The organism is Ramlibacter sp. (assembly GCF_028291745.1).
Classification (GTDB): Bacteria; Pseudomonadota; Gammaproteobacteria; order Burkholderiales; family Burkholderiaceae_C; genus Ramlibacter.
Map to the genome: position 1 here is coordinate 1 of NZ_JAQGNQ010000008.1, position 23949 is coordinate 23949.

Annotated in this window: 20 protein-coding genes, 1 tRNA gene and 2 pseudogenes; 8 read left to right on the forward strand and 15 right to left on the reverse strand. The window is 67.9% G+C overall.

The window, feature by feature from the left end; all coding sequences use genetic code 11:
• The 9 genes and pseudogenes from JWP60_RS00825 to ccsA form a co-directional block, all read right to left on the reverse strand.
• Nucleotides 1-302 (reverse strand): annotated as a pseudogene (locus JWP60_RS00825) (hypothetical protein); the annotation flags it as partial.
• A 126-nt stretch (nt 303-428) separates the two neighbouring features.
• Nucleotides 429-875: a histone gene (locus JWP60_RS00830; protein WP_299785439.1), complete on the reverse strand. Its 447-nt coding sequence runs from the start codon at nt 873-875 to the stop codon at nt 429-431.
• Nucleotides 876-1060: 185 nt separating this feature from the next.
• Entirely contained in the window at nt 1061-2317 is a 1257-nt protein-coding gene (locus tag JWP60_RS00835; protein WP_299785441.1) for a ribonucleotide-diphosphate reductase subunit beta, read from the reverse strand.
• A gap of 196 nt (nt 2318-2513) precedes the next feature.
• Nucleotides 2514-5435 carry a ribonucleoside-diphosphate reductase subunit alpha gene (locus tag JWP60_RS00840; protein WP_299785443.1) on the reverse strand — a complete coding sequence of 974 codons (2922 nt, stop codon included), beginning with the start codon at nt 5433-5435 and terminating at the stop codon, nt 2514-2516.
• Between the two features lie 457 nt (nt 5436-5892).
• Nucleotides 5893-6483, reverse strand: a complete 591-nt coding sequence (gene ampD / locus JWP60_RS00845; protein WP_299785445.1) for a 1,6-anhydro-N-acetylmuramyl-L-alanine amidase AmpD — start codon at nt 6481-6483, stop codon at nt 5893-5895.
• Nucleotides 6464-7954 carry a sigma-54 dependent transcriptional regulator gene (locus JWP60_RS00850; protein ID WP_299785447.1) on the reverse strand — a complete coding sequence of 497 codons (1491 nt, stop codon included), beginning with the start codon at nt 7952-7954 and terminating at the stop codon, nt 6464-6466. Before JWP60_RS00850 ends, ampD begins: the two co-directional genes overlap by 20 nt.
• Nucleotides 7954-9675, reverse strand: a complete 1722-nt coding sequence (locus JWP60_RS00855; RefSeq protein WP_299785449.1) for an ATP-binding protein — start codon at nt 9673-9675, stop codon at nt 7954-7956. Before JWP60_RS00855 ends, JWP60_RS00850 begins: the two co-directional genes overlap by 1 nt.
• Nucleotides 9675-9911: a PP0621 family protein gene (locus JWP60_RS00860; protein WP_299785451.1), complete on the reverse strand. Its 237-nt coding sequence runs from the start codon at nt 9909-9911 to the stop codon at nt 9675-9677. The genes JWP60_RS00855 and JWP60_RS00860 overlap by 1 nt, the downstream gene beginning before the upstream one ends.
• Nucleotides 9908-10705 carry a cytochrome c biogenesis protein CcsA gene (ccsA, locus tag JWP60_RS00865; RefSeq protein WP_299785453.1) on the reverse strand — a complete coding sequence of 266 codons (798 nt, stop codon included), beginning with the start codon at nt 10703-10705 and terminating at the stop codon, nt 9908-9910. Before ccsA ends, JWP60_RS00860 begins: the two co-directional genes overlap by 4 nt.
• Nucleotides 10706-10782: 77 nt before the next feature.
• On the opposite strand from ccsA, the gene ffh reads away from it, so the two are divergent.
• The 3 genes from ffh (at nt 10783) to JWP60_RS00880 (ending at nt 14470) form a co-directional block, all read left to right on the forward strand.
• Nucleotides 10783-12150: a signal recognition particle protein gene (gene ffh / locus JWP60_RS00870; RefSeq protein WP_299785455.1), complete on the forward strand. Its 1368-nt coding sequence runs from the start codon at nt 10783-10785 to the stop codon at nt 12148-12150.
• 155 nt (nt 12151-12305) lie between these two features.
• Complete coding sequence (locus tag JWP60_RS00875) at nt 12306-13496, forward strand: M20 aminoacylase family protein (protein WP_299785457.1); 1191 nt, start codon at nt 12306-12308, stop codon at nt 13494-13496.
• An 8-nt stretch (nt 13497-13504) separates the two neighbouring features.
• Nucleotides 13505-14470 carry a tripartite tricarboxylate transporter substrate binding protein gene (locus JWP60_RS00880; RefSeq protein WP_299785459.1) on the forward strand — a complete coding sequence of 322 codons (966 nt, stop codon included), beginning with the start codon at nt 13505-13507 and terminating at the stop codon, nt 14468-14470.
• A gap of 127 nt (nt 14471-14597) precedes the next feature.
• Here JWP60_RS00880 and miaB read toward each other — a convergent pair whose 3' ends face one another.
• Nucleotides 14598-15887, reverse strand: a complete 1290-nt coding sequence (miaB, locus tag JWP60_RS00885) for a tRNA (N6-isopentenyl adenosine(37)-C2)-methylthiotransferase MiaB (RefSeq protein WP_299785477.1) — start codon at nt 15885-15887, stop codon at nt 14598-14600.
• Nucleotides 15888-15931: 44 nt separating this feature from the next.
• Nucleotides 15932-16345 carry a hypothetical protein gene (locus JWP60_RS00890; RefSeq protein WP_299785461.1) on the reverse strand — a complete coding sequence of 138 codons (414 nt, stop codon included), beginning with the start codon at nt 16343-16345 and terminating at the stop codon, nt 15932-15934.
• A 229-nt stretch (nt 16346-16574) separates the two neighbouring features.
• Between JWP60_RS00890 and JWP60_RS00895 the strand changes: the two genes are divergently transcribed.
• Both JWP60_RS00895 and JWP60_RS00900 read left to right on the forward strand, forming a co-directional pair.
• On the forward strand, nt 16575-18503 hold the full coding sequence (locus JWP60_RS00895) for a hypothetical protein (protein WP_299785463.1): 1929 nt from the start codon (nt 16575-16577) through the stop codon (nt 18501-18503).
• Nucleotides 18500-18901 carry a surface-adhesin E family protein gene (locus JWP60_RS00900; RefSeq protein ID WP_299785465.1) on the forward strand — a complete coding sequence of 134 codons (402 nt, stop codon included), beginning with the start codon at nt 18500-18502 and terminating at the stop codon, nt 18899-18901. The genes JWP60_RS00895 and JWP60_RS00900 overlap by 4 nt, the downstream gene beginning before the upstream one ends.
• A gap of 77 nt (nt 18902-18978) precedes the next feature.
• On the opposite strand, the gene infA is transcribed toward JWP60_RS00900, so the two are convergent.
• The 4 genes and pseudogenes from infA to JWP60_RS00920 form a co-directional block, all read right to left on the reverse strand.
• Nucleotides 18979-19245, reverse strand: a complete 267-nt coding sequence (gene infA / locus JWP60_RS00905; protein ID WP_299785467.1) for a translation initiation factor IF-1 — start codon at nt 19243-19245, stop codon at nt 18979-18981.
• Between the two features lie 108 nt (nt 19246-19353).
• A pseudogene (locus JWP60_RS00910) lies at nt 19354-19614 on the reverse strand (RNA-binding protein); the annotation flags it as partial.
• Between the two features lie 447 nt (nt 19615-20061).
• A tRNA-Met gene (locus JWP60_RS00915) sits at nt 20062-20138 on the reverse strand.
• Between the two features lie 96 nt (nt 20139-20234).
• Nucleotides 20235-21014, reverse strand: coding sequence for an enoyl-CoA hydratase (locus JWP60_RS00920; protein WP_299785469.1), 780 nt, complete (start codon nt 21012-21014; stop codon nt 20235-20237).
• Between the two features lie 93 nt (nt 21015-21107).
• Here JWP60_RS00920 and JWP60_RS00925 point away from each other — a divergent pair, with 93 nt between their 5' ends.
• The 3 genes from JWP60_RS00925 to paaK are packed head-to-tail and all read left to right on the forward strand — an operon-like array spanning nt 21108 to nt 23711.
• Complete coding sequence (locus JWP60_RS00925; protein WP_299785471.1) at nt 21108-21911, forward strand: enoyl-CoA hydratase-related protein; 804 nt, start codon at nt 21108-21110, stop codon at nt 21909-21911.
• Complete coding sequence (gene paaI, locus JWP60_RS00930) at nt 21908-22357, forward strand: hydroxyphenylacetyl-CoA thioesterase PaaI (protein WP_299785473.1); 450 nt, start codon at nt 21908-21910, stop codon at nt 22355-22357. The genes JWP60_RS00925 and paaI overlap by 4 nt, the downstream gene beginning before the upstream one ends.
• Before the next feature lie 58 nt (nt 22358-22415).
• Nucleotides 22416-23711, forward strand: coding sequence for a phenylacetate--CoA ligase PaaK (gene paaK / locus JWP60_RS00935; RefSeq protein ID WP_299785475.1), 1296 nt, complete (start codon nt 22416-22418; stop codon nt 23709-23711).
• The last annotated feature ends 238 nt before the right edge of the window (nt 23712-23949 follow it).

Below are 23949 nucleotides of genomic sequence, written 5' to 3' on the forward strand. Positions count from 1 at the left end.
AGTGGCAAGGAAGGCTCGAGCCGGTGCGCGGAGAAATCGTATTTGCCCCCGTAGCTCACCACCCGCCGGCGGGCGGTGTAGCCGCGGTAGTTCATTTCAGTCAGCGGCAGCGACGCGATGATATCGATGTAGTGCGCTTCTTCCGCAGCGCTGAGGAAGTCTGTCTGATAGACCATGCCGTCGGGCAGCGGCGGGCGGGCCGCACCGAACAGATCCGCCTGCCCTTGCGGCTTGCGCTGCGGTGCGAGCGGTCGAGCAGGCGAGGCGCCAGGGACATTCTGTGACGGGCGAAGCGTGGTCATGGCGCGGCCGCAATGAGGCGGCACACCATTGTGCGTGGAATCGCCGCCCATGAAAAAGCCCGGCACCTTTCGGTACCGGGCTTGAAGCGGGTACTGCACTTGCCTTGCGGCAAGCCCGCTTGAGCCTTAGGGCTTGCTGGCCGTCGGAAACGGCCAGGCTGCCTGCGGGTTCAGCGTCGTCTGCGCGGCCGGTGCCGCAGGGGCGGCCGGGGCCGCCTTGGCTACCGGCTTGGCAGCAGACTTCTTTGCTGCCTTCGCAGCAGGCTTTTTCGCTGCTTTCTTGGCGGGCTTTTTTGCAGCCTTTTTCGCCGCAGGCCTTTTCTTCGCAGCGGGCTTTTTCTTGGCTGCAGTCTTCTTCGCAGCCTTCTTCGCCGCCGGGCGCTTCTTGGCAGCGGCCTTCTTCGCCGGAGCCTTCTTGGCAGCCTTCTTCGCTGCCGGGCGCTTCGCTGCGGCCTTCTTCGCCGGAGCCTTCTTCGCAGCCGACTTCTTGGCTGCCGGACGCTTCGCCGCGGACTTCTTCGCCGCCGGTCTCTTTGTGGCCTTCTTGGCGGCCGATTTCTTTGCAGTTGCCATAACTATCTCCTGTTCAAGTTGATCAACATCAACCAAAGAAGCACTCCATGCTTGTTGGATTGCATGAAGCGATTCATGAAGTTGGGCAAAAACCCAGCGTCATGAACACCGTTGCGCGCAACGTGCCATGCTCTGCGGCATGGTCGCGTCCCGCGCGAATCCGAACCTGATCCTGCTATTGCTACTCAATCCCAGGAAAGCGCCCCACCCGTCTGGTACTCGATCACGCGGGTTTCGAAGAAATTGCGCTCTTTCTTCAGGTCAATCATCTCGCTCATCCAAGGGAAAGGGTTTTCCTCGTTGGGGTAGAGCGCTTCCAGGCCGATCTGCGTGGCACGCCGGTTGGCGATATAGCGCAGGTAGCCCTTGAACATGGAGGCATTGAGGCCGAGCACGCCACGCGGCATGGTGTCCTCGGCATAACGGTATTCGAGCTCGACGGCCTTCTGGAACAGGGCCTTGATCTCCGCCTTGAACTCGGAAGTCCAGAGGTTCGGGTTCTCGAGCTTCAACTGGTTGATCAGGTCGATGCCGAAGTTGCAATGCATCGACTCGTCGCGCAGGATGTACTGGTACTGCTCGGCGGCGCCGGTCATCTTGTTCTGCCGGCCCAGCGCCAGGATCTGGGTGAAGCCGACATAGAAGAACAGGCCTTCCATCAGGCAGGCGAACACGATCAGGCTTTTCAGCAGCGTCTGGTCGTTCTCGTGCGTGCCGGTGTGGAAGTTCGGATCCATGATCGCCTCGATGAAGGGGATCAGGAACTGGTCCTTGTCGCGGATGGACGCGACTTCGTTGTACGCGTTGAAGATCTCGCTCTCGTCCAGGCCGAGCGACTCGACGATGTACTGGTACGCGTGCGTGTGGATCGCTTCCTCGAACGCCTGGCGCAGCAGGAACTGGCGGCACTCGGGCGCCGTGATGTGGCGGTAGGTGCCCAGCACGATGTTGTTGGCGGCCAGCGAGTCGGCGGTGACGAAGAAGCCGAGGTTGCGCTTGACGAGCCGGCGCTCGTCCTCGGTCAGACCGTTGGGGTCCTTCCACAGGGCGATGTCGCGGTTCATGTTCACTTCCTGCGGCATCCAGTGGTTGGCGCAGGTGGCCAGGTACTTCTCCCAGGCCCACTTGTACTTGAAGGGGACGAGCTGGTTGACGTCGGTCTGGCCGTTGATGATGCGCTTGTCGGCGGCGGTCATGCGGCGCGCGCTGCTGACCGGCGCGGCGCCGCGCGGCGCCGCCTGCGTGACGATGGGAGCGACGGCCGCAGTGGCGGCGGCCGTGACTGCAGCGAGCGCGGCACCGTCGTTCAGCGTGCGCACGGACGTGGCAGGAAGCGATGGGGCTTGCGTGAGCGGTGACAGCGCGGCCTCGCGGTTCGATTGCAAACCGCTGCTCACAGGCTTTGACGGTGTGGGCGTGACTTCGTCGTCCCAGGTCAACATAGATTTTCCAGTGCTCGGATTATGCGAGCGCGGATGCGTGAATCAAAGTGTCCGTTCACATCCCGCTCGCATTTTGTTGCTTGCTTGCATCGACGTTTTGTCGGAGAACGCCGATACCTCTTCGATTTCGATCGTGCTTTGCGCGCGTGATCGCGTCGTGCCCGCGAGCTGCACGCGCGTCACGCGCAGTTCGCGATCACTGGCAGGCTTCGCAGGTGGGGTCGTCGACGCCACAGAACTTGATGTCGGTCGCCGGCGTTGCCGAGGGCGCGGTCGCCGCTTCGATCTGCGCGCGCGCCGCGGCGGCCGCTGCGTCGAGCGCGCTCATGCCGCCGGCGTTGCCGTTGCTCACCGCGTTCAGCCGGCCCGATTGCACCGTGCTCTTCTCGGCCTGCGTCGCGCTGGTGGTGCGCAGGTAGTAGGTGGTCTTCAGGCCGCGCAGCCAGGCGAGCTTGTAGGTCTCGTCCAGTTTCTTGCCCGAGGCGCCGGCCATGTAGATGTTGAGCGACTGCGCCTGGTCGATCCACTTCTGGCGGCGCGACGCGGCTTCGACGAGCCACTCCGGCTCCACCTCGAAGGCCGTGGCGTAGAGCGCCTTGACTTCCTGCGGCACCCGGTCGATGGGGCGCAGCGAGCCGTCGAAGTGCTTCAGGTCCATGACCATCACGTCGTCCCACAGGCCCAGGCGCTTCAAGTCGCGCACCAGGTAGTGGTTGATCACCGTGAACTCGCCGGACAGGTTGGACTTGACCGAGAGGTTGCCGAAGCAGGGCTCGATCGACGCGTCCACGCCGATGATGTTGGAGATGGTCGCGGTCGGCGCAATGGCCACGCAATTCGAATTGCGCATGCCGTCGGCGGCGATCTTGCGGCGCAGCGCGTCCCAGTCGAGCGTGGCGGAGCGGTCCACGTCCACGTACTGCTCGCCGCGCGCGTCGGCCAGCAGCTTCAGGGTGTCCAGCGGCAGCACGCCCTGGTCCCACAGCGAGCCCTTGTAGCTGGAATAGCGGCCACGCTCGCGTGCCAGCTCGGTCGAGGCCCAGTAGGCGTGATAGCACACGGCCTCCATCGAGCGGTCGGCGAACTCGATCGCTTCCTGGGACGCGTAGGGGATGCGCAGCTCGTACAGCGCGTCCTGGAAGCCCATCACGCCCAGGCCGACCGGGCGGTGGCGCAGATTGGAGTCGCGCGCCTTCTTCACCGCGTAGTAGTTGATGTCGATCACGTTGTCGAGCATCCGCATCGCGGTGGCGATCGTCCGCTGCAGCTTTTCCTGGTCGACCTGGCCGTCCTTCAGGTGCTGCAGCAGGTTGACCGAGCCGAGGTTGCACACGGCCGTCTCGGTGTCCGAGGTGTTCAGCGTGATCTCGGTGCACAGGTTCGACGAGTGCACCACGCCGGCATGCTGCTGCGGCGAGCGCACGTTGCAGGCGTCCTTGAAGGTGATCCACGGATGGCCGGTCTCGAACAGCATCGAGAGCATCTTGCGCCACAGATCGGTCGCCGGCACGGACTTGCTCGGCTTGATCTCGCCGCGCCTGGCCTTCTCTTCGTAGGCGACGTATGCCTTCTCGAACTCGGCGCCGAACTTGTCGTGCAGGTCGGGCACGGAGGCGGGCGAGAACAGGGTCCACTCTCCCTTTTCCATCACGCGGCGCATGAACAGGTCCGGGATCCAGTTGGCCGTGTTCATGTCGTGGGTGCGGCGGCGGTCGTCGCCGGTGTTCTTGCGCAGCTCCAGGAATTCCTCGACGTCCAGGTGCCAGGTCTCCAGGTAGGCGCAGACCGCGCCCTTGCGCTTGCCGCCCTGGTTGACCGCCACCGCGGTGTCGTTGACGACCTTCAGGAAGGGCACGACGCCCTGCGATTCGCCGTTGGTGCCCTTGATATGGGAGCCGAGGGCCCGCACGCGGGTCCAGTCGTTGCCCAGGCCACCGGCGAACTTCGACAGCAGCGCGTTCTCCTTGATGGCCTCGTAGATGCCGTCGAGGTCGTCCGGCACGGTGGTCAGGTAGCAGGAGGACAACTGCGAACGGAGCGAGCCGCTGTTGAACAGCGTCGGCGTCGACGACATGAAGTCGAAGCTGGAGAGCACCTCGTAGAACTCGATGGCGCGCGCTTCGCGGTCGATCTCGTTGAGCGCCAGGCCCATGGCGACGCGCATGAAGAAGGACTGCGGCAGCTCGATGCGGCTCTTGCGCACGTGCAGGAAATAGCGGTCGTACAGGGTCTGCAGGCCGAGGTAGTCGAACTGCAGGTCGCGCTCGGCCTTCAGGGCCGCACCCAGGCGACGCAGGTCGTACTGCAGCAGTCTTTCGTCCAGCAGCTCGTTCTCGACGCCCTTCTTGATGAAGAGCGGGAAGCTGTCGGCATAGGCGGCGGCGCGCTCGGCGTGCTTCACTTCCTCGCCCAGCACTTCCTTGAAGATCGTGTGCAGCAGCAGGCGGGCGGTGACGAAGGTGTAGTCCGGCTCCTTCTCGATCAGCGTGCGGGCGGCCAGGATGGAGGCCTTGTAGACCTCGTCGAGCGGCACGCCGTCATACAGGTTGCGCTGGGTCTCGGCGTAGATCGGCTCCGGCTTCACGTCGGCGCCCAGGCCGGCGCAGGATTCGACGATCAGCGTGCGCAGCGCGCCCGTGTCGAGCGGCACGCGCTGGCCGTGGTCCAGCACATGGAACTGCGGGGCGACCGGCGCCTGCTGCTCGCCCTGCTTGGCGCGCTCCTGGGCCCGGCGGTCGCGATACAGCACGTACGCGCGGGCGATGTCGTGGTGGCCGCCGCGCATCAGGCCCAGCTCCACCTGGTCCTGCACGTCCTCGATGTGGAAGGTGCCGCCACCCGGGCGCGAGCGCACCAGCGCGCGGATCACGGCCTGGGTCAGCACTTCCACGGTCTCGCGCACGCTGGCCGAGGCCGCACCCTGCGTGCCGTGCACCGCCAGGAAGGCCTTCATCATCGCGATCGCGATCTTGTTCGGCTCGAACGGGACCACCGCGCCGTTGCGGCGGATGATCTGGTAATGGGCGAGGGGGGTGACGTTGTGCGCGCTGCTGCCGTTGCTGCCGGCAGGGAGGGAGGGCGCCAGGGTGCTCGCGGCGGGAGCCAGGGCTGAATGCATGTTTCTTCCTCTCGGGATGCTTGGAACGGCGCTGAGTGTACGGCCAGATTTCCGTTTGCACACTACTGGTGGTGTCCGTGTGTGCTGCCAAACGCTACATGTAGCGTTTGGCCGAAATATTCCAGCAGGCACTTCCCACAGGCTTGTCCACAGGTCTTTCAGTCGCATCGGAGGCGTCTGCTCGCGTGCTGAACCGCGCGGAGACAGCGTCCGCGGGGCGCGAGTTCGCTGATGCGGTGGGGCTGAGGGCTGTTATCCACCGAAGGCTTCGAAGTACCGGCCTGGGGATGACTCGTGCTCGGCGGCGTCGTGAACACGACACGATTTCATGTCATTGCGGGCTTGACCCGCAATCCATGCGGCGCTCGTGCGCGGGCGGTCGTGGCTCCCGGGTCAAGCCCGGGATGACATCCTCGGGCCTCGCGATGACGTCGGTCTCGCGACAGCGTCCGGATGCTCACGCCCGCGGAAACCAGTCCGCCGGCCAACCCAGCGCGCGCTCGAGTTCCGCCCACTCGAACCCCGCCCCCGGATCGTTCTTGCGCCCCGGCGCGATGTGCTCGTGGCCGGCGACATGGCGGATCGGATAGTGCTGCCCGATCGCGGCGCACACAGCGCTCAGCGCCTCGTACTGGGCGTCTTCGAAGGTCTCGCCTTCCAGCCCTTCGAGTTCGATCCCCACGGAGTCGTCATTGCAGTTCTCGCGCCCGCGATAGCGCGAGCGCCCGGCGTGCCAGGCGCGCTGGTCGCAACTCACGAACTGGATCAGCGCGCCGTCGCGGCGGATGAAGAAGTGCGCGGACACCTGCATGCCGCGGATCTGCTGGAAATAGGGATGCGCGTCCCAGTCCAGCGTATTGGTGAACAGGCGCTCCACCTGGTCGCCGCCGTACACGCCGGGCGGCAGGCTGATCGAATGCACCACGACCAGGTCGATGCAGGCGCCGGGCGGCCGTGCTCCGAAGTTGGGCGAGGCGATGCGGTGGGCGAAGCGGTACCAGCCCTGCTGCCAGAGCGGGTCGCTGGCTTCAGGTGCCGGCGGGTTCATCGGCATCTTCGCTGCCGGGCGTGGCGATCGCCAGGCGGGCGATGCGGTAGCGGATCTGCCGCAGGCTCAGGCCCAGCCGCTGCGCCGCGGCCGTGCGGTTGAAGTTGGTCTCGCGCAGGGTCTTCACGAGGATCTCGCGCTCCTGCTGGTCCAGGTAGGCCTGCAGGTCGCTGGGGGCGACGGCTGGCGCTGGCGCCGCAGAGGCGGGTATGGGCGACGCAGCGGGCTCGCTGGTCGCCGGTGCTGCCGGCGCGCTGCCGGTGCTCGTCGCGGTGGTGGGCGCGAAATCCACCTGCAGCTGCGTGCCGTCGGACAGCGCCAGCGCGCGGTGCAGCAGGTTCTCCAGCTCGCGCACGTTGCCGGGCAGCGGATGCGCCTGCAGTTGCGCCAGCACCTCGGCCGAGAGCGGCGGCGGTGCCATGCCGGTCTCGCGGGCGATGCGCGCCAGCAGCGCTTCGCACAGCACGGGCAGGTCTTCGCGCCGCTCGCGCAGGGGTGGCACCAGGATCTCGATGACGTTCAGGCGGTAGAACAAGTCCTGCCGGAAGCGGCCGCCCTGCACGTCGGCGGCCAGGTCCTTGTGGGTCGCGCTGACGATGCGCACGTCCACCGACTCCTCCTGCGTCGCGCCGATCGCGCGCACGCTGCGCTCCTGGATGGCCCGCAGCAGCTTGGACTGCATGGCCAGCGGCAGGTCGCCGATCTCGTCGAGGAACAGCGTGCCGTCGCGGGCGGCCTGGAAGTAGCCCTCGCGATCGGCCGTCGCGCCGGTGTACGAACCCTTGCGCGCGCCGAAGAACTCGGCCTCCAGCAGCGTCTCGGGGATCGCGCTGCAGTTGACCGCGATGAAGGGGCCTTGCGCGCGATGGCTGCAGGCGTGGATGGCGCGCGCCACCAGTTCCTTGCCGGTGCCCGACTCGCCGCGCACCAGCACCGGCGCCATGCTGCGCGCCACCTTGGCGATGCGCTCCTTCACCAGCCGCATGGGCGCCGACTCGCCCACCAGGCGCTGCAGCGCGGAGTTGGCCGAGCCGCGCTCGTTCGCCACCGGGCGCGCCGCGACCGCGGGGCGCTGGCTGGACGTGCCGCATTCCTGGATGGCCGAAGCCACGACGCTGCGGAACTGCTTGAGGTCGACCGGCTTGGTCAGATAGTCGAAGGCGCCGGCCTTGAGCGCCTCCACCGCGTTCTCGGCGGAGCCATAGGCCGTCATCACGACGCAGCGTTCGGGCCGCTGCAGCATGGTCATGCGCTGCAGCAGTTCCAGGCCCAGGCCATCGGGCAGGCGCATGTCCGTGATCACCGCGTCGAAGCGATGCTGCTCCAGCAAGAGCGAGGCCTCGGCCAGCGTGCCGGCCGCTTCGACGCGATAACCCTCGCGCAGCAGCGTCAGCTCATAGAGCGTGCGCAGGTCCGGCTCGTCGTCGACGACGAGGACCTGGGCGGCGGAGGCGGCGGCGGGCTGGGCCATCAGGCGCCTATTGTGGCAAAGGGGGCACCGCCCGGCAGCACCTGCGTGCGCGTGCGGAAGGCGACCGTGAAGGAGTTGCCGTCGCGGCCGCTCGCGTCGGGTGCGGTGCTGCGCGCATACGTCAGCACGGCCCCATGCCGGTCGCACAGCTCGCGGCAGATATAGAGGCCCAGGCCGCTGGAGCGGCTCTCGGAGGAGAAGAAAGGCTCGAACAGGTGCCGCTGCACGCTGGCATCGAGCGGCGCGCCATCGCTCCAGACCTGCAGGCGTGCCTGGCCCGCCAGGACGTCGGTGGCCACGAGGATCGCGCCCGGCGTGCGGGAGGCGTAGCGCAGCGCGTTGTCCAGGAGGTTGACCAGCACGCGCCGCAGGTGCTCGCCGTCGAACGCAGCCCAGGCGGGGCTCGTTCGCAGCTGCAACTGCAGGCGCGGGCCGGATTGCGTGTGGCGCTCCCATTCGCCGACCAGGCTGGCCGCCACCTGATCGAGCTCCAGCCAGTCGGTGCTGGGCGCCTGCACGCGCGCCAGGTTCAGGATCTCCTCGACGATCTGCGACAGGCGATGCGCGTTCTTGCCGACCAGGCCGGCCAGTTGCTGCTGACCCGGGTCGGTCAGTTCCTCGGCGAGCAGGGCATTGGCTTGCGCGATCGCAGCCAGCGGGTTGCGGATCTCGTGGGCGACGGCCGCCGACATCCGGCCCATGGCGGCCAGCTTCTCGGTGCGCAGTTGCGCCTCGGCCTCGCGCAGGTCCTGCAGGAACATCATGCACAGCGTCTCGCTATAGGCGTCGTGCGGCGGCGTGAGGCGAGTGCGCACGCGCAGGTGCAGGCGCTCGCCGACGCCCAGTTCCAGCGTCAGTTCGGCGCGTTGCGGGCCGCCAGTCTGGTAGGTGCGCTGGGCCAGGGCCGCCAGCGGCTTCCAGCCCGGACGCGAGACCAGCGCCAGCGATGCCGGCGCCTCGCGCGCCTGCCATGCGAGCAGCGCGCGGGCCGCGGGGTTGGCGGCGTGGATGCGCCAGTCGGGCCCGACCACCAGCAGGCCGTCGGTCAGCGTGTCGATCACCACCTCGTTGACGTGCGTCTGCGTGCGCGCGGCCGACAGGCTGCGGCGGGCCGCCTCTTCCTCGCGCGACAAGCGCGTCGCCAGCTGGTTCGCCAGGAAGGCGACGACGAAGTAGCCGCCGCCGGCCAGGCCTGCCTGCAGCAGCTTCGAGGCGGGGTCGCCCCCCTCCAGCGATTGCAGCCACGCATCCACCAGCAGCAACAGCGTCACCCCCGCCGCGGTACCCAGTGCGAGCAGCGCCGAGCCAAGAACTGCCGCCGTCAGCACCGGCAGCGCGAACAGGGGCGAGTAATTGAGGTTGGCCACCTGCAGGAAGTGCAGCGTGGAGAACGCCAGCAGGTCGATGCCGATGGTGGAGACCCACTGCGGGTCCGACGCGCGCCCCGGCGCCGCCGGTCGCGTGAAGATGCGCACGGCCAGCGCGGCGGCCAGATAGGTGCCGCAGAGTGCGATCTGCCACGGATTGACCGGCGCGAAGTGGATCAGCATCAAGCCGCCCAGCACCACCAGCAGCACCACCGCGATGCCGATGCGCGCCATCATGAAGCCGAGCCACAGCCGGTAGAACGGCGAGATCTCCGGCGGCCGCGGGATGACCGGCGCGTCCCAGGTCCAGGTCGAGTGACTCCAGGAGTTCGGTGGTTCCGAGCGGGTCGCCATCACTGACGCCCGGCGCGCTGCCGGTGCTCCTGGCTGCAATAGAACAGCCCGTCGCTGCCGATCACCGCATCGGGCTTCGGCAAGTGCACGCCGCAGACCTGGCAGCTCACCATCGCCAGCGGCCGTTGCGCCGGGCCGCGGCGGGCGGCGGCATCGCCGTTGTCGATCCGCTTGTTGCGCCACATCATGTACGCGATGAACAGCACGGCGAACAGCAGCAGGTACTTCATGATCATGCGGGCCGCCTGAGGATCACTTCCAGCACGAAGCGCGAGCCCACATAGGCCAGCAGCAGCAGCACCGAGCCGACGTAGATCACGTTGACGGCCTTGCGGCCGCGCCAGCCGAAGCGCAGCCGCCCGAGCAGCAGCCAGGCAAAAACGATCCAGGAGAGCAGCGAGAACACCGTCTTGTGGTCCCAGCGCCAGGCGCGGCCATACAGCACTTCGGAGAAGAAGATGCCCGCGAGCAGCGTGGCCGTGAGCAGCACGAAGCCGGCGGCGGCGAAGCGGAAGGTGAGCCGCTCCAGCGTCAGCAGGGGCAGCCCTGCCTGCGGCTCCGTGGCATTGCGCATCGTGCGCTCGGTGCGTTGCAGCAGCCAGGCGTGCACCACCGCGGCCGCGAACAATCCGTAAGAGGCGACGCCCAAGGCCAGGTGCAGGGGCAGCCAGGGCGAAGCGCTCACGTGCAGCGGCGTGCCGGGATAGACATAGGCCAGCAGCACAGCGAGGGCGCCCAGGCCGGCCAGCGTCCAGCGCGCGTGCAACTGCGGAAAGACCTGCTTTTCCACTGCGTACACCGTCAGGACCAGCCAGGCCGTGATCGACAGCGCCGGCGCGAAGCCGAAGCGCGGCGCCTGCCCCACCAGCCCCCAGACCAGAGTGGCGGCATGCAGCAGCCACGCGGCGACCAAGGCGCGCTGGGCGGTCGCCTCGCTCAGCCGCGTGGCCGCGGCGGCGGGAAGGGCATAGGCGACCGCGGCGGCGGCAGTGAGCGCCCCACCGAGCGCGGACGCACTGGATAAAATCATGGAACAAGTTTAGCCCCTGGGCCCAGCCCACTCCCGCCGTCCCCGCCCGGCCCGTGGCGCCACCCCCACCCTCCCCCATGGCAACTGCCCTCTCCGACAAACTTTCCCGCCTGGTCAAACAGATGCGCGGCCAGGCCCGCATCACCGAAGAAAACGTGCAGGAGATGCTGCGCGAAGTGCGCATGGCCCTGCTGGAGGCCGACGTCGCCCTGCCGGTGGTGCGCGACTTCATCAGCCGCGTGAAGGAAAAAGCCCTCGGCCAGGAGGTCGTGGGCTCGCTCAATCCCGGCCAGGCCCTGGTGGGCATCGTCCACCGCGAACTGGTGGCCACCATGGGCGCGGGGGTGAGCGACATCAACCTCGCGGCGCAGCCGCCGGCGGTGATCCTGATGGCCGGCCTGCAGGGCGCGGGCAAGACGACCACCACCGCCAAGCTCGCCAAGCACCTGATCGAGAAGCGCAAGAAGAAGGTGCTCACCGTCTCGGGCGACGTCTATCGCCCCGCCGCCATCGAGCAGCTCAAGATGGTGACCAGGCAGGCCGGGGCCGAGTGGTTCCCCAGCACGCCGGACCAGAAGCCGGTGGACATCGCCCGCGCCGCCCTGGATTACGCGCGCAAGCAGTATTTCGACGTGCTGCTGGTCGACACGGCCGGCCGGCTGGCGATCGACGAAGCCATGATGCGCGAGATCAAGGAACTGCACGCCACCCTCCACCCGGTGGAGACGCTGTTCGTGGTCGACGCCATGCAGGGCCAGGACGCCGTCAACACGGCCAAGGCCTTCCGGGAGGCGCTGCCGCTCACCGGCATCGTGCTGACCAAGCTCGATGGCGACTCGCGCGGCGGTGCGGCGCTGTCGGTGCGGCAGATCACCGGGGCGCCGATCAAGTTTGCCGGCGTCAGCGAGAAGATCGACGGCCTCGAGGTGTTCGACGCCGAGCGCCATGCCGGCCGCATCCTGGGCATGGGCGACATCGTGGCGCTGGTGGAGCAGGTGCAGGCCGGCGTCGACATCGAGGCCGCGCAGAAGCTGGCCGCCAAGGTCAAGAGCGGCGCGGGTTTCGACCTGAACGACTTTCTGGCGCAGATCCAGCAGATGAAGCAGATGGGCGGGCTGTCGACGCTGATGGACAAGATGCCGGCGCAGGTGCAGGCCAAGGCCGGCCAGGTCGACATGGAGAAGGCCGAGCGCGACATCCGGCGCAAGGAAGGGATCATCTGCTCGATGACGCACGCCGAACGCCGCAAGCCCGAGATCATCAAGGCCACCCGCAAGCGCCGCATCGCCGCCGGCGCCGGCGTGCACGTGCAGGAAGTCAACCGCCTGCTCAACGAGTTCGACCAGATGCAGACGATGATGAAGAAGATGAAGGGCAGCGGGCTGATGAAGATGATGCGCCGCATGGGCGGCGGCAAAGGCGGCATGCCGAAGATGCCGTTCTAAAAACCAATAGCCGGACGCAGAAGACGCAGAGGTTTGGCAGAAGACGCAGAAGAAGACCAAGGAAAATTTCAAATGGTTTTTTCTGCGCCTTCTGCGTACTTCCGCGCCTTCTGCGTTCAAAAATCCGAGTGCAACCCCTAGCTCTTGAATCCGTCATGAACCTCGTCGACAGCTTCGCAGACATCTCTCGTTTCGTCGCACTGCGGCGCGACATTCACAGGCATCCCGAGCTCGGTTTCGAGGAGCATCGCACCTCGCAGATCGTGGCCGACCTGCTGCGTGAGTGGGGCATCGAAGTGCACACCGGCATCGCGGGCACCGGGGTGGTCGGCGTGCTGCGCAACGGGTCGGGGGCGCGCAGCATCGGCCTGCGGGCCGATCTCGATGCGCTGCCGCTGCAGGAGGAAAACCACTTCGAGCACCGCTCGCAGCACGACGGCCGCATGCATGCCTGCGGGCACGATGGCCACACCACCATGCTGCTGGCCGCGGCCTGGCACCTGGCGCAGGCGCGCGATTTCGACGGCACCGTCAACTTCATCTTTCAGCCCGCCGAGGAAATGGGCAAGGCCGGCGCGCTCAAGATGATCCAGGACGGCTTGTTCGAGCGCTTCCCGTGCGAGGCGGTGTTTGCCCTGCACAACTTCACCGTGCCGGTCGGCGGCTTCGCGCTCAACCCCGGGCCGCTGATGGCGTCCAGCAATACCTGGAAGGTCACGGTGTACGGCCGCGGCACGCATGCCTCGCAGCCGGACACGGGCATCGATCCGGTGGCGGCAGTGATAGACCTCGGCCAGCAACTGCAGACGTTGATCGCCAAGACCATCCCCTCGACCGAACGCGCGCTGCTGGCCGTGACGCAAATCCAGGGTTCGGGCGCGCCCAATGTGATCCCCGACGAAGCCTGGGTCGGCGGCACGGCCCGCACCTTCTCCGTGGCGGCAACCGACAAGATCGAGGCGGCACTGCGGCGCATCGCCGAGGGCATTGCCGCGGCGCACGGCTGCCGCTGCGAAGTGGCCTTCCGCCGCGCCTCGCCGCCGGTGGTGAACCACGAGCGCGAGGCGCGCTTCGCCGCCAGCGTGATGCGCGAGATCGTGGGCGAGCAGCAGGTCGACGACCACTATCCGGCGGTGATGGCGGCGGAAGACTTCGCGCACATGCTGCGGGTGAAACCGGGCTGCTACGCCTTCATCGGCAACGGCGACGGCGGTCACCGCCTGCCCGAACACGGGCCCGGCCCTTGCATCATCCACAACACCTCGTTCGACTTCAACGACGAGATCATCCCCATCGGCGCCAGCTACTTCGTGCGGCTCGCGCAGAAGTGGCTGGCCCAACCCTGATCCGAGGAATGTCCATGCAGTCTCGCCCTCTCCGCAGCGCCGCCGTCGCGCTGCTCCTTGCCGCCGCCGCGGCTTCCCCCGCCTTCGCGCAGAAGGTCTTCCGCATCGTGGTGCCCTTCGGCCCCGGCGCGGTGCAGGACACGGTGGCGCGCACCTTCAGCAACGAACTGGCCCAGGCGCTGGGCACCTCGGTGATCGTCGAGAACCGGCCGGGCGCGGGCGGCACCGTCGGCACGGCCGCCGTGGCCAAGGCCACCGACAACAACACGCTGGTGCTGGCCGCGGCGAGCCACAACCTGGCCGGCCATCTCTATAGCAAGCTGGCCTACGATCCGATCAAGGACTTCACCGCCGTCTCGTACATCGGCAACTCCGGCTACGTGATCGCGGCGCCCGGCAACCTGGGCGTGAACACGCTGGCCGACTACGTGAAGCTCCTCAAGAGCAAGCCCGGCCAGATGAATTACGCGTCGGCCGGCAACGGCAGCGCGAGCCACCTGGGCATGGCCTACTTCCTCGCCAAGGCCGGTGCGGAGATGCAGCACGTGCCCATGAAATCCACGGGCGACGCCGTCAACGAGGTGCTGGCCGGCCGCGTGCAGGGGGCGGTCCCGGCGGTCATCGGCATCACGGGGTTCCGGCAGGACGCGCGCATCAAGCTGCTGGCGTACACCGGCGCGCAGCGCTCGAAGTTCCTGCCCGACCTGCCCACGGTCGCCGAGGCCGGCGTGCCCGGCTACAAGTTCGATTCGTGGTTCGGCCTGCTGGCGCCGTCGACCATGCCGAAGGCCGAAGTCGAGCGCCTGCACGCCGCGATCAACAAGGTGCTGCAGGACCCCGTGGTGCAGGAGCGCCTGACACGCCTGGGTGTGGAACCCGGGACGATGTCGGCGGCCGATTTCGAGAAACTGCTGCGCGCGGACTACGACACGGCCGGCGTGCTGGTGAAGGCGTCGGGGGCGCGCATCGAGTAATACGGGCAACCGGACGCAGAAGGCGCAGAAGTTGCGCAGAAGACGCAAAAGAGACCACGAAAACTTGCAAGGTTTTCTTCTGCGGCTTCTGCGTCACTTCTGCGTTTTCTGCGTCCGGTTGGCCGCTTCAGACGGACGTCACCACCTCCGCCCGCAGCGAGTGCGGCAGGGCCTGCGTGATCGTCACGTCGGTCATCTGGCCCACGAGCCGCTGCGGTCCGGCGAAGTTGACGATGCGGTTGCACTCCGTGCGCCCCATCAGCTCGTTCGGGTCCTTGCGCGAAGGACCTTCCACCAGGATGCGCTGCACCGTGCCCAGGCGGCTGGCGCTGATGCGGCGCACGTTTTCCTCCAGCACCGCCTGCAGGTGTTGCAGGCGCTTGAGCTTCACCGCGTGAGGCGTCTCGTCGTGCAGCGCGGCCGCGGGCGTGCCGGGACGCGGGCTGAAGATGAAGGAGAAGCTGGCATCGAAGCCGACGTCGTCCACCAGCTTCATCATCCGCGCGAAGTCGTCATCGGTCTCGCCGGGGAAGCCGACGATGAAGTCCGTTGACAGCGAGAGCGCGGGGCGCACCGCCCGCAGCTTGCGGATCGTGCTCTTGTACTCCATCGCCGTGTAGTTGCGCTTCATCGCCATCAGGATGCGGTCGCTGCCATGCTGCACCGGCAGGTGCAGGTGGCTCACGAGCTGCGGCACCTTGGCATAGACGTCGATCAGGCGCTGGGTGAATTCGTTCGGGTGGCTGGTCGTGTAGCGGATGCGGGCGATGCCGGGAATCTCCGCCACGTACTCGATCAGCAGCGCGAAGTCGGCGATCTCGCTGGTCCCGCCCATGGGGCCGCGATAGGCATTGACGTTCTGCCCGAGCAGCGTCACTTCCTTGACGCCCTGGTCGGCCAGACCGGCGATCTCCGTCAGCACGTCGTCGAAGGGCCGCGACACTTCTTCGCCGCGCGTGTACGGCACGACGCAATAGCTGCAGTACTTGGAGCAGCCTTCCATGATGGAGACGAAAGCCGACGCACCCTCGACGCGCGCGGGGGGCAGGTGGTCGAACTTCTCGATCTCCGGGAAGCTGATGTCCACTTGCGGCCGCTGCTGGCGCTCGCGTTGCGCCAGCAACTCCGGCAGCCGGTGCAGCGTCTGCGGCCCGAACACCACGTCGACATAGGGCGCGCGTTCGATGATGGCGGCGCCTTCCTGGCTGGCCACGCAGCCGCCCACGCCGATCAGCACGCCCTTTTGCTTCAGGTGCTTCACGCGCCCGAGGTCGGAGAACACCTTCTCCTGGGCCTTCTCGCGCACCGAGCAGGTGTTGAACAGGATCAGGTCGGCCTGCTCCGGGTCCTGCGTGGGCTCGTAGCCCTGCGCCGCGTTCATCACGTCCGCCATCTTGGCCGAGTCGTACTCGTTCATCTGGCAGCCGAAGGTCTTGATATAGACCTTTTTCACCGCGGCGCTCACTTGGCCAGCACCGCGGCGCGGGTGCCCCAGATCAGGTCGAGCAGTTGCGCGAAACGCAGGTAGCCTTTCGGGTCGCCGGCCAGGTCGGTGCCGCCCACCTTGGTGTATTCGTCGAGACTGAGCAGCCAGACTTCGTGCACCAGTCCGGCGGCGTCGCGCCGGTACACGGTGTAGAGCGTCTTGCCCGCGAGCGCGCCCGAGAGCACCAGCATGTTGTTGCGGTCGCGTATGCGCGCGCCGGGCGAGAGGCGGTCGCCCTGGCCGTTGACGGTGATGATCGGCGGGGTGGCGCTGACGGCGATGACGGCGGGCTTGACGTCCTTGGGAGCGTCGCGCACGAAAGACTGGGCGAGGGCGGCGGTGGCAATGAAGGCCATCCCGGCAAGCAGGAGGCGTGACCAGCGGTTCATGGTGTGGATCCAGAGGCTGTGAAAAGACAAAGGCACTGTGCGAGACAGTGCCTGGGGTGTCAATCGAAGGGAGGGCGTCGACCGCGCAATTCTGCCAGACGCGCGCAATCCTTGATATCGTCGCGATGCGCCTGTTGTGCCCGGGTGCGGCCGGTTGCCGGCCCCGGGCGCTTGCAACAGAATGTGCTGCCGGGCCCTCGTGCCCGTCACAACGATGGACGCGGGCATCTTGAGGCACTGGAACCAGCAGGATCGGCGACAGGGCAGACGCGGCACCCGCTCCGCGGCGGTTGCGCTCGTCCTGCTGGCGTGCGCGCTGGATGCCTGGGCGCTCTCGGCCGGCAGTCCGCGCGGCACGCCCCTGATCGGCCGGCCGCTGGAGCTGGCCATCCCCGTGCGCTGGGAGCGCGGGGAGAGCGTTCCCTGCGTGCGCGCCGAATTCCTGCAGGGAGAGTCGCCCGGCGGCCCGCTCACCTGGCGCATCGACCGCACCGGCGAGAGCACCGGCCTGCTGCGACTGACGTCCGCGCTGCCGGTGCAGGAGCCGATGGTCACCGTGCAGGTCGCCCTCGGCTGCAGCGAGCAGCTGGCGCGCCAGTACGTGATGCTGGCCGAGCCGCCCAACGAGGCGCGTGAGGCGCAGGCCGAGGCCGCCCTGGCGCCCGAGCTGCCGGTCGCCCTGGCGCCGCTGGCGCTGGCCACCTCGCCCATGCTGGGTTCCGCGACGCCGGCATCCGCCGCGCGCAGCGAGCCTTCGCCTGCTGCTGCGTCCGTGCCCCCGCGCCGGCCTCGCGCGGCCAGTGCGCGTGCGCCGACGCGCAAGGGCGCCGGCGGTGTAGCGGCCGCCACGGCGCCCCCGACGACGAAGACCACCGACGCGACTGGCGGCCGCCCACGACTGAAGCTGGAGCCGATCGACGTCGAGATCGACGAAGCGCCGGTCCTGCGCTTGAGCAATGCCCTCAGCGTGCCGTCCGCGGGCCCGGGCAGCGCCGGCACGGCGAGCCCCAATCCGCGCGATGTGTTCCAGGCGCTCAACTCGACACCGGAGCAGCAGGCGGCGCAGGCGCAGTCCGCGCGCGCCGTGGCTTCGGAACTGCGGGCCATGCGCGATCTCGTGCAGCGCTACGGCGCCGAAAGCCGCGCGACCACGCAGCGGCTGGAAAAGGTGAGCGGCGAACGCGACCTGATCCTGAACCTGATGATCGCCATGGTGCTGCTGCTCGGGGCTGGCTTCGCGTACCTGCTGTGGCTGCGGTCGCGAGAATCGGCGATGCGCCGGGCGTGGTGGGAAGAGGAGCACGGCGATGCACTCGCAGCTGCCGCCAGACGCTCGGCCGCCGCCGGTCCCGCGCTCGCCGCGGCAGCGGGTGCGGCGGTGGGTGCTGCCGCCGTGGCGCCGGCCGCACCCTCGCCGAGGCCAGCGCCGGCGGGCAGCGGTGTCACCGAACCGGGATCGGATGCCTTCATCGAGCTGCCCGACTTCCTCTCGGCCGATCACAGCCGCGTGCCGACGGCCGACGAACTGCTGGCGCTGCAGGAGCGCGCCGACTTCTTCCTCGCCGTCGACCAGCCGGACAAGGCAGTGCACCTGCTGGAGTCGCAGTTGCACGAACACACGGGCAACCGCCCCTTCGTCTGGCTCGACCTGCTGGACCTGTGCCGCCGGCTTGCCCGGCGCGACGACTACGAGCGCTTGCGCATCGCCTTCCAGAAGCTCTTTGCCGCGCCGCTGCCGGCGTTCGATGCGGCGACGCCGTATTCCGGCGGGCTCGAAGCCCATGCCGTCGCGCTCGCGCGCATCACCGCATCGTGGCCTTCGCGGCGCGTCCTGAAGGTGATCGAAGAGTCGCTGTTCGAGGAGCCCAGGCCCGGATCGATCGCCTTCGACCTCGAAGCCTCGCGCGAGCTGCTGCTGCTCCATCGCATTGCCAGCGAGGTGCTCGCGGCCGAACGCGAAGCGGCCCGCGTTGCCGAGCCGTACCTGGGCGGCGAGCGCTTCCCGGACACCTTTCTCACGCCGCTTTCGGCGGCTGCCCCTGCCACGCGCGCTGCCGCGGCACCGGACATCGACCTGGGCGAACTCGGCCCCTTCCTGGCCGACATCGAGTTCGACCTGCCGGTAGCGCCGCCGCCGAGCCGGCGCGACGCTTCATGAGGCGCGCGGGGACGTGGGTACTCGCCGCCGCGCTCTGGTCGGCAGCGCCGGTGGGCGCGTGGGTCGCGGTGGGCGAGAGCGAATCGACCTCCTACTACCTCGACCCGGATTCGATCCATGTCGAGGGCGCCCATCGGCGCGTGTGGCGCATGTTCGACTACAAGGAGCCGCAGGCCAGCGGCGTGCGCTCGGGCAAGGCGCTGATCGAGATCGACTGCGAGGCCGACACCTACCGCTACCTGCGCACCATGTACTACTCCCAGCCGCAGGGCCGGGGCAAGGTGCTGGGCGGCGCGCGCGAGCGGCACAAGGAACACATCGTCCCTGGAACGATGATCGCCCAGCTCGCCAAAGCCACGTGCATGGCGCCGGGCGGGGGGAGTGCCGCGCGCAAGTGAAAGCGCGCTTGCCGCGAGAGGCTGGCCTGCCAAAGAAAAAGCCCCGTTGCCGGGGCTTCTTGACTGCTGCTGTCGATTCAGCGGCGCACGGGCGGTCGGCCTTGGCCCACCGGGCCGCGACGCTCGGGCAGGTGCCGGAACATGATGCGGCCCTTGGTCAGGTCGTAGGGCGACAGTTCGAGCGTCACGTCGTCGCCGGCGATGATGCGGATGCGGTGCTTGCGCATCTTGCCGCCGGTGTAGGCCACCAGTTCGTGGCCGTTGCTCAGCACCACGCGGCAACGGGAGTCGGGGAGGATTTCCTCGACGCGACCGCGCATTTCAATCAGTTCTTCCTTGGCCATGAGGTCCTTTCGGGCGCATGGCCCATAGTCGATACGGGAGCGGCCCTGCCGCGGCCGGGCGCGGTGCGGCAGGTGCGGGGCTCAATAACGGCGAGCGCCCGTACCGTTGCCGGTGCGCGGCTGCACGGGGCGCGCTTCGTTGACGATCATGTTGCGACCGCCGATGTCCTGGCCGTTCATTCCGTCGATGGCGGCCTGCGCCTCGGCGGGAGAAGCCATTTCGACGAAGCCGAAGCCCTTGGAACGACCGCTGTCGCTCTCCATGATCACCTTGGCGCTGCTGACCGTGCCGAAGGCTTCGAAGGCCTGCTGCATGTCGCTGTCGCTGTACGAATAGGGCAGGTTGCCCACATAAAGTTTGTTGCTCACTGGAACTCCAAGAAAAAGAGAAAAGCGATGGAGCCCGGATGCAATCACAAACTCATGGGATTCATTCGAAAAGGCGAAACTGACCGATCACCGCACGCACGCCAGGCAGGTTGCCCCGGACGTGAAGGGCTATTATGTTCCCAATCGCCGGTGCGCGCTCGCCACCCCGTGGGGCCGTGCGCAGAGAAGGGTCAAGCGGCAGCGATGGCCGCCCGGCCGGCAAAACCGTCCCCGTTTCGGTGGGAGCCGCGCCGCGCTCGCGTGGCCACAATCCGGCTCGTGCCCACCGCCTTGGCTGGCGGTGCGTAACAGCGCCTGGAGTTCGCGGGTGCGGCCGCATTTCACCAACACGCGGCGGACCATGAGGGAGATCGTGCCGACGCTGCCGTGACCGCTGCAATGAGAAAGAGGGTCAGCGGCTTGCAGCTGCTGACCCTCTCGGGGATCTGGTGGCGCTTCAGGGATTCGAACCCCGGACCTGCGGATTATGATTCCGTCGCTCTAACCGGCTGAGCTAAAGCGCCAACGAAACCGGATTATAGACAAAACGCCCTGCCTCTCGGCAGCGCGAACTCCGGTGGCGCGCTGCGCGCGTCAGAGCAGCGGCAGCAGGTGCGAACTCAGACGTTCCTGAACTGCGCCTTGCGCTTGTTCACGAAGGCGTCCATGCCTTCCTTCTGGTCCTCGGTCGCGAACAGCGCATGGAACAGGCGGCGCTCGAACATCACGCCGTCGGCCAGGCCGCTTTCGAAGGCGCGGTTGACCGATTCCTTGGCCGCCAGCACGGCCAGCTGCGAATAGTCGCAGATCGACAGCGCGGCGCCCAGGCATTCCTCCATCAGCTTCTCGTAGGGCACGACGCGGCTGACCAGCCCGGCGCGTTCGGCTTCGTGCACGTCCATCATGCGTCCGGTCAGTGCCATGTCCATGGCCTTGGCCTTGCCGACAGCGCGCGGCAGGCGCTGCGTGCCGCCGGCGCCGGGGATGATGCCGAGCTTGATCTCGGGCTGGCCGAAGCGCGCGTTGTCGGCGGCGATGATGAAGTCGCACATCATCGCCAGCTCGCAGCCGCCGCCGAGCGCGAAGCCGCTGACCGCCGCGATCACCGGCTTGCGGATCGCCCGGATCGTCTCCCAGTTGCGCGTGATGTAGTCGCCCTTGTAGACGTCGGCGAAGGTGTAGCTGGCCATCGCGCCGATATCGGCGCCGGCAGCAAACGCCTTCTCGCTGCCGGTGATGATCATGCAGCCGATCGCGTCGTCGGCATCGAAGGCCTTCAGCGCAGCGCCGAGCTCGTCCATCAGCTGGTTGTTCAGCGCATTGAGCTGCTTGGGGCGGTTGAGCGTCACCACGCCCACCTTGCCCGCCTCGGTGCGCACCTCGATCAGTTCATGGGCCATCGTGGTCTCCTCGTTGCGCCAACTATAACCAAGGGAAACCATCCTTCAGGCCGCCGCGCAGCCGATGCTAGATTGCCAGCGCAAGGAGATCCCATGAGCGAAGCCAACGTCCTGTGCGAAGTGCGCGGGGCCGTCGCGCTGGTCACGCTGAACCGGCCCCAGTCCCTCAACAGCTTCACCCGCCAGATGCACCGCGAGCTCTGGGCCGTGCTCGATCGCATCACCGACGACCAGTCCGTGCGCGCGGCCGTCCTCACCGGCGCGGGCCGCGGCTTCTGCGCCGGAGCCGATCTTTCGGAGTTCGATTTCGCACCCGGTCCGGATCTCGTGCGGCGCGCCGATCCCGGCCCGGTGATCGAGCAGGCCTTCAACCCCAGCGTGCGCAAGCTGATGGAACTGCGCGTGCCGACGGTCGCCGCCGTCAATGGCGTGGCCGCCGGCGCCGGCGCCTCCTTCGCGATGGCCTGCGACCTGGCGGTGGCAGCGGCGAATGCGACTTTCGTGCAGGCGTTCAGCCGCATCGGCCTGATCCCGGATGCCGGCGGCTCCTGGTTTCTGGTGAAGAAGCTGGGCCTCGCGCGTGCCATGGGCTGTGCCATGCTGGGCGACAAGGTGAGTGCGCAGGACGCCAAGGAGTGGGGAATGATCTGGGACGTCGCGCCCGAAGGCCAGGATTGCGTCGCCGCCGCGCTGCAACTGGCCGAGCGCCTGGCCACCCTGCCCACCGCCGCCCTGGTGCAGACGCGCAAGCTGCTGCGCGCGGCCGCCTCCAACGAACTCGATGCGCAGCTCGATCTCGAGCGCGATACGCAGTCGGCGCTTGGCAAGACCCACGACTACATCGAAGGCGTGATGGCGTTCCGCGAGAAGCGTCCCGCGCAGTTCACGGGCGAATGACACAGGCACTCTCTCCCGCGGCGCTGGCCACCCAGGTCGGCGAGGCGATGTTCGCGGTCGACGCCGCCAGCAAGGACTTCATGCAGATGGAGCTGCTCGCGTGCGAGCCGGGCCGCGCCGTGATGCGCATGCGGGTGCGCGCGCCCCTGCTCAACGGCCACCAGATCTGCCATGGCGGGCTGATCTTCACGCTGGCCGATTCCACCTTCGCGTTTGCCTGCAACAGCCGCAACAAGGTGACGGTGGCCGCCGGCTGCAGCATCGAGTTCCTCAAGCCAGCGCATCTCGACGACGTGCTCACCTGCGAAGGCGTGGAACAGATGCTGCAGGGGCGCCACGGCATCTACGACATGAAGGTCAGCAACCAGCGGGGCGAAGTCGTCGCGATGTTCCGCGGCAAGAGCGCCAGCATCCAGGGCCACGTGATCCCGCCGGAGCAGGCATGAGCCGCCGGGCCGCCCCAAGGCGAATAGTCCCGCAGCGCGTAGTGCGGAGGGTAGTCCAGTGAGCGCGTTTGCCCTGGAGACTATCGAGAAGGCGAGTGTCGACGAACTGCGCGCCCTGCAATTGAAGCGCCTGAAGGCGACGCTGCAGCACGCGTATGCCAACTCGCCGGTGTATCGGCGCAAGTTCGACGAGGCCGGCGTGCATCCCGACCATTGCCGCAGCCTGGCCGACCTGCAGCGCTTTCCGTTCACGGGCAAGAGCGACCTGCGCGACGCCTATCCCTTCGGCATGCTGGCGGTGCCGCGCGATCGTTGCGTGCGCATCCATGCCTCCAGCGGCACCACCGGCAAGCCCACGGTGGTGGCGTACACGCAAGGCGACATCGCTACGTGGGCCAGCGTGATGGCGCGCAGCATCCGCGCCGCCGGCGCGCGGCCGGGCGACATGGTGCACGTGAGCTATGGCTACGGCCTGTTCACCGGCGGGCTGGGCGCGCATTACGGCGCGGAGAAGCTGGGCCTGACGGTCGTGCCCTTCGGCGGCGGCCAGACCGAGCGGCAGGTGCAGTTGATCGCGGACTTCCGTCCCGACATCATCATGGTGACCCCCAGCTACATGCTGGCCATCGCCGACGAGATGGAGCGGCAAGGGCTGGATCCGCGCGCGTGCAGCCTGCGCCTGGGCATCTTCGGCGCCGAGCCGTGGACGAATGACATGCGCGCCACGATCGAGCAGCGCCTCGGGCTCGACGCCGTCGACATCTACGGCCTGTCGGAAGTGATGGGCCCGGGTGTCGCCAACGAGTGCATCGAGACCAAGGATGGCCCGACGATCTGGGAAGATCACTTCTATCCCGAGATCGTCGAGCCGGAGACGGGCCGGCCGCTGGCGGAGGGAGAACTGGGCGAGCTGGTGTTCACCAGCCTCACCAAGGAGGCGCTGCCGATCGTGCGCTACCGCACGCGCGACCTCACGCGCCTGCTGCCCGGCAGCGCCCGCACCATGCGCCGCATGGAGAAGATCACCGGCCGCAGCGACGACATGATGATCGTGCGCGGGGTGAATGTCTTCCCCACGCAGATCGAGGAACTGATCCTGCGCCAGCCCGCGCTGGCGCCGCATTACCAATGCATCCTCACGCGCGAGGGGCCGCTCGATTGCCTGACCGTGGCGGTCGAGGTGGCCGCCGGGCGCGCGCATGACGACGGCGACGCGCAGTCGGCGGCGCAGGGCCTGGCACAGCACATCAAGTCCTTCATCGGCACCTCGGCGCGCATCGAACTGCGGCCCGCGGGCGGCATCGAACGCAGCATGGGGAAGGCGAAGCGGGTGGTGGACCGGCGGGCGCTGTGAGCGTCCGCCGGCGAGCGGCTAAACTGTGCCTGCAGGCCGACTTCCGCAGCTGGCGGCGCGGCCCGGGCTCCGGTGGCCGCGTGCGAAGAGGTTTCCGGCCCGCGTCTGCCCATGATCACATACCGACCTGCCCCGCCTGCACGGACCGACCGCGTCCGGACGTGCGCGGCGGCAGCGGCGTCTTCAGCCTGCCGGTCGACCCGCGCGGCGGCTGCCATCAGCTGAGGTTCGAACCCAG

Bases quoted from the DNA above. Each gene is read 5' to 3' on its own strand.
- JWP60_RS00830 (WP_299785439.1), bottom strand. From the start codon at position 875: ATGGCAACTGCAAAGAAATCGGCCGCCAAGAAGGCCACAAAGAGACCG.
- JWP60_RS00835 (WP_299785441.1), bottom strand. From the start codon at position 2,317: ATGTTGACCTGGGACGACGAAGTCACGCCCACACCGTCAAAGCCTGTG.
- JWP60_RS00840 (WP_299785443.1), bottom strand. From the start codon at position 5,435: ATGCATTCAGCCCTGGCTCCCGCCGCGAGCACCCTGGCGCCCTCCCTC.
- ampD (WP_299785445.1), bottom strand. From the start codon at position 6,483: ATGAACCCGCCGGCACCTGAAGCCAGCGACCCGCTCTGGCAGCAGGGC.
- JWP60_RS00850 (WP_299785447.1), bottom strand. From the start codon at position 7,954: ATGGCCCAGCCCGCCGCCGCCTCCGCCGCCCAGGTCCTCGTCGTCGAC.
- JWP60_RS00855 (WP_299785449.1), bottom strand. From the start codon at position 9,675: ATGGCGACCCGCTCGGAACCACCGAACTCCTGGAGTCACTCGACCTGG.
- JWP60_RS00860 (WP_299785451.1), bottom strand. From the start codon at position 9,911: ATGATCATGAAGTACCTGCTGCTGTTCGCCGTGCTGTTCATCGCGTAC.
- ccsA (WP_299785453.1), bottom strand. From the start codon at position 10,705: ATGATTTTATCCAGTGCGTCCGCGCTCGGTGGGGCGCTCACTGCCGCC.
- ffh (WP_299785455.1), top strand. From the start codon at position 10,783: ATGGCAACTGCCCTCTCCGACAAACTTTCCCGCCTGGTCAAACAGATG.
- JWP60_RS00875 (WP_299785457.1), top strand. From the start codon at position 12,306: ATGAACCTCGTCGACAGCTTCGCAGACATCTCTCGTTTCGTCGCACTG.
- JWP60_RS00880 (WP_299785459.1), top strand. From the start codon at position 13,505: ATGTCCATGCAGTCTCGCCCTCTCCGCAGCGCCGCCGTCGCGCTGCTC.
- miaB (WP_299785477.1), bottom strand. From the start codon at position 15,887: ATGAACGAGTACGACTCGGCCAAGATGGCGGACGTGATGAACGCGGCG.
- JWP60_RS00890 (WP_299785461.1), bottom strand. From the start codon at position 16,345: ATGAACCGCTGGTCACGCCTCCTGCTTGCCGGGATGGCCTTCATTGCC.
- JWP60_RS00900 (WP_299785465.1), top strand. From the start codon at position 18,500: ATGAGGCGCGCGGGGACGTGGGTACTCGCCGCCGCGCTCTGGTCGGCA.
- infA (WP_299785467.1), bottom strand. From the start codon at position 19,245: ATGGCCAAGGAAGAACTGATTGAAATGCGCGGTCGCGTCGAGGAAATC.
- JWP60_RS00920 (WP_299785469.1), bottom strand. From the start codon at position 21,014: ATGGCCCATGAACTGATCGAGGTGCGCACCGAGGCGGGCAAGGTGGGC.
- JWP60_RS00925 (WP_299785471.1), top strand. From the start codon at position 21,108: ATGAGCGAAGCCAACGTCCTGTGCGAAGTGCGCGGGGCCGTCGCGCTG.
- paaI (WP_299785473.1), top strand. From the start codon at position 21,908: ATGACACAGGCACTCTCTCCCGCGGCGCTGGCCACCCAGGTCGGCGAG.